Consider the following 10,864-nt stretch of genomic DNA (forward strand, 5'->3'; position numbering starts at 1 on the left):
AGCAGATGTTTTCAAATAACCGCCGGATCTCGCTCCGGCAATTAAAAAGAATGATGGTGATGGAACTGATCGGGATTACCGGACTGGTAATCCCGGGAATCACGGTTGGGGCGGCCGGCCGTGACGGTGTGGTAGCCATGGCGGCAGGGTTGGTTTTCGTAACCCTCTATGTTTTGCTGCTATGCCAGCTGGGGCGTAAGATCGACGGGGAGTATATGCAGTATGCCAGAAAGCGCTGCGGGCTGATCGGTATGGATATCATCGGCGCGTTTTATCTGGTACAGCTCTTATTTTCCGGGGCCTTCGCGGCCAGGCTGTTAGGGGAAGTAGTCCGGCAGGTGCTTCTGCCGGATACATCCGTACAGATTATCATGATCGTACTGCTGGTGCTGGCGGTATATGCGGCCGCCGGCGGTATGGAGGGCAGGGCCAGAATGACGGAGATTTTGTACTGGATGGTTCTGGGGCCGGTCATTATAATGCTACTGTTTACGGCCAAGGATCTGGACTTCGATAACCTGGCCCCGATCTTCGTCAGCACGGTTCCAAAGGTGTTAGCGGGAGGATACGGTGTTTTGATATTTTTCAGTATTCTGGGTATGATGCTGTTCATCATTCCATTTATGAAGCGGGATGCCAGGATATACAGGACCACCATGCATGGAGCGGTGATCGTGGGACTGTTTAACCTGGTATTCATCCTGCTGGTAGTCAGCGCCTTCGGCGTGGGCGGCACATATGCCAAGAACTGGCCGATCATCTCCCTGATGACCATCGTGCGGACACCCCTGAATGTGCTGGGCCGATTTGATACCATACTGATAGTGATATGGCTCGTGAGTATTTTTACATTTGTAAATTCCTGTATTTTCTATAGCAGTCTGGTTATCCAGCAGCTCATCGGGAATGAAAAAATGCATATTTATCTGATCCCGTTCGCGGCAGTCATTCTGCTGCTGGCCAGCTGGGCGGATAACTATCAGTCTATCTATCAGACCTATATGAGTTATATGAAATACATCGGGATGCCGGCGGCCATTGCCATTCCGCTGCTTCTGCTTTTTTTGGAGTGGATTCAGGGCAGACGAAAGGGGGCGAAGAGATGAGAAGGATCGGCGTTATCCTCTGTATGGGAATGATACTGATGCTGACGGGATGCGGCAGAAAAGATGAGCTGGAAGACAAAGCTTTTGTGCTGGCCCTGGGAGTGGATCATACCCGGGAAGGTCTGTATGTGACCTATGGATTTCCCAAAACTTCAGACAAAGGCAGTGATTCCGGGGACTCTTCCGACAAGACCTCCGGCGACCTGCCGGAAACCGGGATAACCGCGGCCAGCCTGTATGAAGCGGAGAAAATATATGATCTTCGTTCGGATAAACACCTGGATTATTCGCATTTGAAAGCTATCGTACTGAACCGGGAGATTTTTTCTGATACCAGGCAACTGCTGGAACTGCTGGAGTATTTTGAAAAACAGGAGGCATTCGCCCGGAGCACGAAAATATTTCTGGGAGATGAAACAGCCACGAAGATCGTGGCCGGGCATGACGATGCCGGTGGTTTTCTGAACAATATGTACGAAAACGGAGACTATCTGACGGAGGAAAAGGCCGTTACCCTGCAGGATTTGCTGAATCACTGGCACAATCAGGACCGCGTTCTTATGATCCCGGTTGTGGATATAGATGGGAAACAGATCGCGGTGACTGCCTACGGAATCTGTTCCCGCCTCGCTTATATCGGAGAGCTCAGTGTGGGGGAAAGCGACGTGATTTTCTTTGCACGGGGAGTGAAGGCTCCCTTCAGTTTTCAGACCCAGGAAGGAAATATGATCGAAGTGCGGAACAACCGCATAGAATCTGTCTTTGACCAGGAGGACACACAGGTAGTGTATAAACTGAAGCTAAGTGGAAAAGCAAGGGTTGTCATCGGTGATACAAACAGTCATGATACGGTTGGACAGATCGAGCAATCCGCCATAAAGCAGATGGAAACCAGGATACGTGAGATCTACGGTCTGTGGCAGCAGGAATACCAGGTGGATCTGCTGGACAGCTACCGGACCGTAGGCAGCAGAAGCCGTAAGATCGCGCTGGATTATCGGGACCGGCAGCAGGAATATGAACAGGCGATCCGCTTGATTCCTACAGTTTCGCTGAAGTTTGAATAAAAAACAGCCGCTAAGTGCTCATAGCTAAAAAATAATAAAATATCTGTATAGAAAACAGTCGATAGGGCAATTCTCCTGATAGGACAAAAAACAATTATATTTCCATCAGGAGGTTTACATAATGAAACTTAAAAATAATCTTTTCGTAGTTATCCTATCTCTTTTTCTGGGCTTCACCGCTGCATTTCTGACAGCTGAAAAGACGGAAGGAGCGCAGCAGATCCAGCAGGGAATCGCCAGTCAGATCATCCGCTTTCACGTCATTGCCAACAGTGATACCGACCAGGACCAGGCCCTTAAATTAAAAGTAAAAAGTGAAATCGTCCGTTATATGCAGTCGATTCTGACCGATGCAGACGATATCAATCAGACCCGCAATATGATTCAGGCCCATCTGAATGATATTGTATTACTGGCCGAAACCATCATTCAGGAAGAGGGATACCAATATCCGGTAACGGCCAAACTGGAACAGGCTTATTTTCCCATCAAGACATACGGAGACTGTACATTTCCGGAAGGATATTACGAAGCTTTACGAGTGGAAATCGGTAAAGCCCAGGGGAAAAACTGGTGGTGTGTCCTCTACCCGAATCTTTGCTTTGTAGATGCTGCCCACGCAGTCGTACCGGAGGAAGAAAAACAGATGCTGAAGAACGTCCTGACGGAACAGGAGTACGAATCTGTCACTGGAGAGCCGGAGGTCAGGATCAGTTTTAAGTATTTGACGTTTCTGAATAAGTGACCGGAATGTTAATCGTCAGATTTTCTGTGTAGTGCTTCTCTGTTACGATTCACGGCCAACTTTGGTAAATGGGGATTTAGAGAGGGGACTGGCACTTTTCGGTAGGAAAGCTAAATTTTCAAGAAACTGCGTAGAGAAAAGGGCCTGTCCCCGGATGCTGACTGGAATGATCCATCCTTCGCGGGAAGCACTCGCTTTATTTCCCCGGATAAGCCAACGTCCGGGGACAGGCCCCTTTCTCCACGCAGTTACTTGAAAATTTAGCTTTCCTACCGAAAGGTGCCAGTCCCCTCTCAAAATCCTCATTTACCAAAGTTGGCCGTGAATCGTAACGCTTCTCTCGATCATCGTGGGATTGACAATGATTTGTTCCAAGGTTTGGCCGTCTGTCGGTCTCCCCCTTAAACTACTTTTAAACAGCAGAATTACGTTTTCGGACAATTTATCCATAGTTTGATTTTCTGAGATACAATCAAAGAGGATCTGGCAATGACATAAAAGAGCGGGAAATAAACTGTACCAGTCAGACTCGCGGGATAGTGTCTATATATGCCGTTCTTTCTGATAGTGTTTTATTTTTTCTGACATCGGCTTTGCTATGAAATATTTAACTTCTATACAAAATAGGCTTTTTGTGCTATTATTAATAACAATCTTAAGCAGTTGATATGGCTGCATTCTCTATTTTTTATTTAAAACTCTAACCGCATAGCGCTCGCTATTGCCAATTTCCAGTGATTTTATTATACTTAAAGGAGGAAAATGAATGAAGAAAACACGGACAATTTCAGAAAGTTACGAGGCATTAAAAGCGATAATGCCGCGGAGAATCCGGGAGGAATTTGACCAGATTGAATCTGGAAAAAGGCTGCCGGAGCTGTATTATGATTTGCCGTTCAAGAAAGCCTTTCACCCGGATAATCACCCTGACCGGGTGACAAAGATCTTCCGGTTGATCTTTCATCAGGATCTGGTTGTACTGGGATCCATGAATACGGAGCCGCCGAAGGTATCTATATATTCGAAAAACACGATTCTGGACCATTTGGCCCGGATGTCGGATGAAGGTATCTTTGATATGGAGATGCAGCGGAAAGCCCAGGAATTTGTCACCGAGAGAATGGACGTGTATGTATCGGATCTGATCATGCTGCAGTATTCTGTGGAAAAAGGGAAGAAAAAGTCCCAGATGGGTTTCCAGGATATCCCTACGACTTATGCGGTTGTATTCATGAAGGAGAGTCCGGTCCAGTTCCAAAGCAACAACAGTTTTATCCACTATCGCAAAAATGAGACGGATACAGGAGTGAAACTGTCCGAGCTGTCCCGTGTGGTATATGTTGAACTGGATAAGTGTTTAAAACAGGTTTTGGAGCGAAGATGTCCGCCGGAGCTTGAAGAATTGGGCAGTTTCCTGGCCTTCCTGGCGGATGTAAATGGGGACCAATTTGGTATAAAAGAGGATGTGCCCAATGGGAAAATGTATCAGGAAATCCGGGAAGAACTTCGCAGCATGGCGAAGAATAAAAAGGAGCTGATGTCGATGTTGACCGAAAAATATGAAGCAGATATCCGTTTTTCAGAGCTGAGTCAGGCCAGAAAAGAAGGTATGCAAGAGGGCTTGCAAGAGGGCTTGCAGGAAGGCTTGCAGGAAGGAATAAGGGTATGCATATCCCTGTGCAGGAAAGTGAATAAATCGCAGGATGAGACGATTCAGGAAATCATGAAGGAATTCCGATTATCGTCGGACGAAGCGAAAGAGGCAGTCCGGGTTTACTGGTGAGCCGGATAAAACTTTGATCTTGTGATTGGATTATGGCCTAAAACTTTAAAAGGGTGCGGCGTTTCTTTTATATTACCCGATTTTTTAATCTATCTTTTTACAGCAGTTGATACGAACAGTTCTTAACAGCTATGAGCCCTTAATGCCCGTATTTTTGGCATTTACGTGCGATGCATGAAAAATAATCTAAAGTCAGCGGTGCTTTTTTAAGTGCTGTTATTTCTTAATTTCTCTTTATGTAATCTCTTAGTAATCTCTAACCGCATTGAAGAATGTAACATTAAATGCGAAAGGCCCCGGAGCCCTATCCGGGAAGCCGATCGCATTATTTTTTTCCTTATCTATATGCTAAAAACCGCGAAAGAGAGGTGAAAACGTGAGCAGGTACAAGTATTTGACGCTGGCAGACCGCATAAGGCTGGAGCGCCTCTACCAGAACGGCGACCGCCCGCAGGACATAGCCGACGCGATCGGCGTCCATGTGGCGACCGTCTACAAGGAACTGAAACGCGGCGACACCGGCGAGCTCGACCGCAACATGCGGCAGGGGTACAGCGCAGAACTGGCCCAGCGCCGCCTCCAAGAGAGCTTTAAGTGCCGAGGGAGACGGGCCAGAGACGCAGAACCGGAAACCCACAAAGAGCACGCGACCATATAAGCGGCCCCGGAGGATCCCGGAGATACCGGGCGGGGCATACCAAGAAAGGAGCGAAACAATGACAAACCCGAACGACTTCAAGTATGACGCCGACCTTCTCTGCAAAGCGTCATTCCCGGCCATAAAAGAGGCAGACGGGAAACTCTGCATTGTGGAGGTGGCAGTCTACCGGCTCAACGCCGTGGCCGTCACCAGCTACATGCTCGACGGCTTCGAGCCCCTGCTCCAGTTTATCGGCCTGAGCGGGACAGATACCTACATAACACGGCACGAAGTAGACGACCTCGTGACCGTCGTTCACATCAGGAAGGAGGCAGAAGCATGGCAGCATTGAACGAAATCGCGAGAGAATACGCCGATGAGCTCCGGGACGGGATCGCATGGGTGATCGTCTGGAAAACCGGCCGCAGCTGGAACGCAACGGCCGTCTGGCTCGATCCTGACTCTGACACCTTCGAGTCCTACGACCTCGACACCGCCCGCGAAGTTCTGGAGAAGGATCCGGGGGCCGTCATGCTGAACGGCTACTACTGCGGCCACTTCGGCGAGGACATGACGGTGGCCGAGCTGGCGAGAGGGATCCGCTGGCACTATGAGAACGGCTACAACAAGCTGGACGGCTGCGACGCCTTCCCACCTGAGCCCCTGCCGCGCCCGGCAGACCTCCCGGCAAATATTCCATGGTACGGCAAGGAAACCAGCGCAGAGCCGGATCCCTACGTCTACGACGGCTACATGAGCCCGGAGGACTTCGAGAACTGGTGCGACCTCGTGGCAGCAGACGAGCGGCAGCAGGCAGAGAAGCCTCCCGACAGCATGACGCTGGAGCTCACGATCACGCCGGAGACTGCCGCTCCCTTCCTCAGCGCTGCGCAGGAAATGATCGAGCGGGCCAAGGCTGCGATCCAGAAGCTCGCCGAGCAGCTGGTGGAAATAGCGAGGACAGCGGCTCAGATCGTCTGCAACTATGTGAGCAAGTTCGTGGACGCCCTACTCTACAACGCAAACGACCACCCGAAGTGGTGGCACCTATATAAGCACGCCAAGAAGGCGCGAACCCGGAAAAAGTACCGACGGCGACTCATGCAGCAGCTCGTCACGAAGCTGGCCGCTGCCGGCGGATAAGGAGGTGATCACATGGCTAAAAGCACGCCATACCGAGTCTGCCCGTATTGTGGCAGCAATCTGGATCCCGGCGAGCGCTGCGACTGTCAGGAAAAGAAGCTGAAAGCCGCAGAGGCCGAGGCAGCCGAGAGCGCCGGGCAGCTGGCGACGAGCAAAGAGGCCAGAGGCCGACGCGAGCCCGTTCTCGCTCCCGGAGCGTAAGCGCACGCTACGAGACATGCAAAGAGTGCGGGCTCGAATGGAATGTAAGCAAGCAGGCCGTGATCCCATGGTACGGCTACCGGTGCCCGTGGTGCCGGGCAAAGTATAAACGGCCGTGAGAGGCCGACAAGTGAAAGGAGCGAACATATGAGAAACGAGGTTATTTTTGACAAGAGCGGGATCCCCGACATTATGGTGGCGTTTACACCCGACGAGCTGGGCCTCCCGGCAGAACTGAAAGGCCGCAAGGTGGAGGCGTACCTGATCGGCAAGTACCCGGCGACCATGATCGACGGCGTGCCGCACTCTCTCCCCTTCCAGAAGCCCGCCGTGGACGTAAACCACGACGAAGCGATCCGACTCTGCGAGGCCAAAGGCCCCGGCTGGCACCTGACCACAAACGACGAGTGGGCCGCGCTGGCACACCAGAGCCGCAAAAACGGCACCCTCCCCCGTGGCAATACCGACAGCGGCAAGAGCCACAGCCACCCGGAGGAAACCGGCACTACATACGAGGGCGGCTACGGCAAGACGCTGACGGGATCCGGCCCGGTGACATGGAACCACGACCACACGGCCGAGGGCGTCGCTGACATGTGCGGCAACGTCTGGGAGCACGTCGGCGGGATCCGCTTCGTGGACGGCAAGGTGCAGGTGATACCGAGGAACGAAGCGGCAGCAGGCGCGGATCAGTCGAAGGACTCCCCGGAGTGGGTGAACATCTACACAGCGGACGGGGATCCGATCTACTACGAAGTGACAGACGACGAGATCTGGCTCAGAGCGACCGAACCGGAGGACAAGGACTACTGCGGCGTGAACTTCACCGATCTGGAGCCCGGAGAGGTGGACAACCTCGACGAGCTGATCCGGCTCGGCCTCTACCCTGCCGACGGCTACGAGGGCAGCGACTACTTCTGGCTGGACACCAACGGCGAGCGCTGCGTGGCTCGCGGGGGCAGCTGGGCCTACGGCGCGGGCGCGGGCGTGTTCTGCCTCTACGGCAGCAATGCCCGCTCGGACTCCAACACGAACATCGGCTTCCGGCCCGCTTTTGTCCGGTACTCTGGAGACTCTGGCTCTCTGGATAATCTGGACGAGGCCACAGACCTGAGCGGCGCACCGGAGGAACTCAAAGAGCAGATCAAGGACAACGACAAAAAGCTGAACGGCTCCGACGCCTTCCCTCTCCCGCTCCCGGAGACGCTGCCGGAGATCCTGCGCCTCATACTGGCCCGCCAGCTGACAGAGCTCTACAAGGCGGCGGGAGGAAAAGACCCAGAAGCCTTCACGCGCAAGGCATACGAGGCCACGGACGAGGAACTCAGGCGGGCCGCAGCGCTGAGCATGACGCTGGCACAGGTGAACGCGGGCGTCGATATATACCGGCAGATCAGCCAGCAGCTCCAGCTCGCGACCACCACCACGATCACGATCAGGAAGGAGGCGGCAGACCATGAGTGAACTCCGGGACATTTTCAGGAAATACAAGGCCGTCGTGTTCTTTGATACCGAGACGACGGGCCTCGACGCCGAAACCTGCCGGATCATAGAGCTGGCGGCGATCAGGATCGAGCAAGGCAGCGGCGGCCTGCTGCGCGTGGCCGACTCCGTGGACATGTTCGTGAAGCTGCCGGAGGGCCAGAAGCTCCCGGAGCAGATCACAGAGCTGACCGGGATCACGGACGCCATGCTGGAGGCCGAGGGCATACCGGAGGGGAACGCTGCAGCAGCCTTCGCGACTATGATCTTCGGAGGCGGGAAAACGCTGCTCGTGGCCCACAACGCACAGTTCGATCTCCTATTCGTGCGGGAAATGCTCGGCCGGTACATGGAGGAAGTAAGCCCCGGCGCGGACATTCTGAGCCCATGCGACTATCTGGACAGCCTCACGGTTTACAAAGACCGGCGGGAGTACCCGCACAAGCTGGCGAACGCGATCGCGGCCTACAATCTGGAGGGCAAGGTGCAGAACTCGCACCGGGCGATCGACGACGTGGCGGCGCTTTTCGAGGTATGCAAGGCCATGGACGCAGAGCGGGCCGACCTTCTCAGCTATGTGAACATATTCGGCTACAACCCGAAGTACGGAGTCAGCGGCCGACGCCTCCCCGGCGTGATCTACTGGCCGCAGAACTTCAACAAATACATGCAGGCCCCCAGCTACACGCTCCCGGCCCGCGTGAGGAATAAATGGAGGTAAAGACATGAACGCGCAAGAAAAAAGGAGCAGCCGCCCGGCGCAATCGGGCGGCCCCTCCAGAGGCTATCAAAGCAGAAGGCGCAGACAGCCTAAGCCCATTATATACCGGGCCCGCCGCTTTTTCAAGCGCTACCGGCGGGCGATCCTTCTCGCGGCGGTGGTGATCGTGGCCGTGTTCGCGCTTTTCCGCAGCATATCGCCGGGCAAGGCCCCGGACACCACGGAGGCAGCGGACAGCACGCTGCCACCACAGGAAACCACCGCACCGGGGACGGAGCCGCCGACCTACTACTTCAACAACGGCGACGGAACGCCGGTATCATGGCAGGAATTAACAGACGCATGGGCCCGCGAGGCCGGATTTGAGAAGCGCTACGAGCTGACCGACGCAGAGCGCTGGGAGATCGCGAGCGTGATCACGGCCGAGGCAGAGGGCGAGCCTCTCGCTGGCAAGGTGGCCGTGGCCCAGTGTGTGCTCCAGACATGTGAGGACGAAGGGATCCGACCCTCCGAAGTGTTCGCCAAGTACAGCTACGCCAAGAGGCGGCCGGATCCCACATGGGAGGCGCTGGAGGCCGTGCAGGCCGTGTTCGACTTCGGAGAGGTGGCAACCAGCGAACCGATCAAATACTTCTACGCCCCGGCGATCGCGTCCGGGAGCTGGCACGAGACGCAGGTTTACGTCCTGACGATCAACGGCCACAAGTTTTTCAAGGAGGCAGCAGACTGATGAACAAAGAACAGGAACAAGACGCAAGAGGGCCGACACCCGCAGCAAAGCAGACCAAGGCAGCAGCCCAGACAACCGCCAAGAAAACGGGCACGGCCATGAGCTTGCAAGAGAAGTTTGTCCGGCTCCGGGAAGCGGTACCGGCCATTGTGCAGCGGCAGCACTCGGAGGGCGTGAGCTACAAGTTCGCGAAGATCTACGACGTTTACCAGCTGCTCACCCCGGCCATGAACACCTACGGCGTGAACTTCGACATAGTGGGCGAGGCAGCCACACGGCACGCAGAGAACGGGGATCCCGCGTACTTCTCCAGCTATATGCAGCGCACCAGAAACGGCGAGCGCGTCGTCTGGGTGTACGAGGCAGACCTCACGATCCGCTGGACGAACGCAGACAACCCCAAGGACACGCTGGAGGTGACGCTCCACGCGATCGGCACCAATGACAGCGGCCCGGACAAGGCCAAGGGCTCGGCGTGGACGTACTGCCTCAAATATTACCTTTTCGAGAAATTCGGCATAGATCAGGGCGACGACGACCCGGACATGGCAGACCACAGCTCAGAAGCAGCGCCACAAGCCGCCCAGCGCCCCACAGCGCCTCAGAACGCCCAGGCGGGTAGAAATACCCAGCAGCAGGCCCAGAGGCCGCAGAACGGGCAAAGCGGGGCCCAGAAGCCCCTCACCGACGCCCAGCTCTCGCGCATGTACCGCAAAGGCGAGGACGCCGGGATCACCCAGCAGCAGATCGACGCGCAGATCGCGCAGCAGTATGGGAAGCAAGACCCGCACATGATGACGCGGGCCCAGTATGATGAAATCTGCAACCGGCTGGACGAAGCAAGGAGACAAAGACAAGAACAAGGAGGAACCGCCAATGTATAACCATGTGGGACTTCTGGGCCGACTGGCTCAGGACATTGAACTCAGATACACGCAGGGAGGCACACCGGTGGCGAGCTTCGACCTCGCGGTGCAGGTGCCGAGCAAGGAGCGGGACACGCCGCCAGACTACATACCGATCGTGTGCTGGAGGGATCAGGCCGAGTTCGCAGCGAAATGGCTCGCCAAGGGCCGCCAGATCGTCGTCGAGGGCCGTCTCTCCACCCGGAAATATCAGGGCGCAGACGGTAAGACACACAAAGTCGTCGAGGTGATCGCCTCCCGCCTCTACTTCGCAGACTCGAACAACCGGGAAGCAGGCGGTGGAGACTATGGCGGGCAGGACTTCGCATAACCGGAGGACG

13 protein-coding genes are annotated in these 10,864 nt (G+C 54.8%); all 13 read left to right on the forward strand.

Going from position 1 to position 10,864, the window contains the following annotated elements:
* The first annotated feature begins 5 nt into the window (after window positions 1-5).
* The 13 genes from ABC831_RS10955 (at window position 6) to ABC831_RS11015 (ending at window position 10,854) form a co-directional block, all read left to right on the forward strand.
* Entirely contained in the window at window positions 6-1,106 is a 1,101-nt protein-coding gene (locus tag ABC831_RS10955) for a GerAB/ArcD/ProY family transporter (RefSeq protein WP_343248162.1), read from the forward strand.
* Window positions 1,103-2,173, forward strand: coding sequence for a Ger(x)C family spore germination protein (locus ABC831_RS10960; protein WP_343248163.1), 1,071 nt, complete (start codon window positions 1,103-1,105; stop codon window positions 2,171-2,173). The genes ABC831_RS10955 and ABC831_RS10960 overlap by 4 nt, the downstream gene beginning before the upstream one ends.
* A 121-nt stretch (window positions 2,174-2,294) precedes the next feature.
* The gene (spoIIR, locus tag ABC831_RS10965; RefSeq protein WP_343248164.1) at window positions 2,295-2,918 is read left to right on the forward strand and encodes a stage II sporulation protein R; all 624 of its coding nucleotides are present in this window, start codon (window positions 2,295-2,297) and stop codon (window positions 2,916-2,918) included.
* Between the two features lie 766 nt (window positions 2,919-3,684).
* Window positions 3,685-4,701: a PD-(D/E)XK nuclease family transposase gene (locus ABC831_RS10970; protein ID WP_343248165.1), complete on the forward strand. Its 1,017-nt coding sequence runs from the start codon at window positions 3,685-3,687 to the stop codon at window positions 4,699-4,701.
* 376 nt (window positions 4,702-5,077) lie between these two features.
* A complete protein-coding gene (locus tag ABC831_RS10975) occupies window positions 5,078-5,359 on the forward strand; it encodes a helix-turn-helix domain-containing protein (RefSeq protein WP_343248166.1) in 282 nt (93 codons plus the stop codon).
* Window positions 5,360-5,417: 58 nt separating this feature from the next.
* A complete protein-coding gene (locus ABC831_RS10980) occupies window positions 5,418-5,693 on the forward strand; it encodes a hypothetical protein (protein ID WP_343248167.1) in 276 nt (91 codons plus the stop codon).
* Window positions 5,681-6,484: a hypothetical protein gene (locus ABC831_RS10985; protein ID WP_343248168.1), complete on the forward strand. Its 804-nt coding sequence runs from the start codon at window positions 5,681-5,683 to the stop codon at window positions 6,482-6,484. Before ABC831_RS10980 ends, ABC831_RS10985 begins: the two co-directional genes overlap by 13 nt.
* Before the next feature lie 12 nt (window positions 6,485-6,496).
* On the forward strand, window positions 6,497-6,685 hold the full coding sequence (locus ABC831_RS10990) for a hypothetical protein (protein WP_343248169.1): 189 nt from the start codon (window positions 6,497-6,499) through the stop codon (window positions 6,683-6,685).
* A 147-nt stretch (window positions 6,686-6,832) separates the two neighbouring features.
* On the forward strand, window positions 6,833-8,149 hold the full coding sequence (locus ABC831_RS10995) for an SUMF1/EgtB/PvdO family nonheme iron enzyme (RefSeq protein WP_343248170.1): 1,317 nt from the start codon (window positions 6,833-6,835) through the stop codon (window positions 8,147-8,149).
* Entirely contained in the window at window positions 8,142-8,888 is a 747-nt protein-coding gene (locus ABC831_RS11000) for a 3'-5' exonuclease (protein WP_343248171.1), read from the forward strand. The genes ABC831_RS10995 and ABC831_RS11000 overlap by 8 nt, the downstream gene beginning before the upstream one ends.
* A gap of 4 nt (window positions 8,889-8,892) precedes the next feature.
* On the forward strand, window positions 8,893-9,618 hold the full coding sequence (locus ABC831_RS11005) for a spore cortex-lytic protein (RefSeq protein WP_343248172.1): 726 nt from the start codon (window positions 8,893-8,895) through the stop codon (window positions 9,616-9,618).
* Window positions 9,618-10,502 carry an ERF family protein gene (locus ABC831_RS11010; RefSeq protein WP_343248173.1) on the forward strand — a complete coding sequence of 295 codons (885 nt, stop codon included), beginning with the start codon at window positions 9,618-9,620 and terminating at the stop codon, window positions 10,500-10,502. Before ABC831_RS11005 ends, ABC831_RS11010 begins: the two co-directional genes overlap by 1 nt.
* Entirely contained in the window at window positions 10,495-10,854 is a 360-nt protein-coding gene (locus ABC831_RS11015; protein ID WP_343248174.1) for a single-stranded DNA-binding protein, read from the forward strand. Before ABC831_RS11010 ends, ABC831_RS11015 begins: the two co-directional genes overlap by 8 nt.
* Window positions 10,855-10,864 lie beyond the last annotated feature (10 nt).

Origin of the sequence: Diplocloster hominis (genome assembly GCF_032380655.1) — a bacterium.
Classification (GTDB): domain Bacteria; phylum Bacillota; class Clostridia; order Lachnospirales; family Lachnospiraceae; genus Diplocloster; species Diplocloster hominis.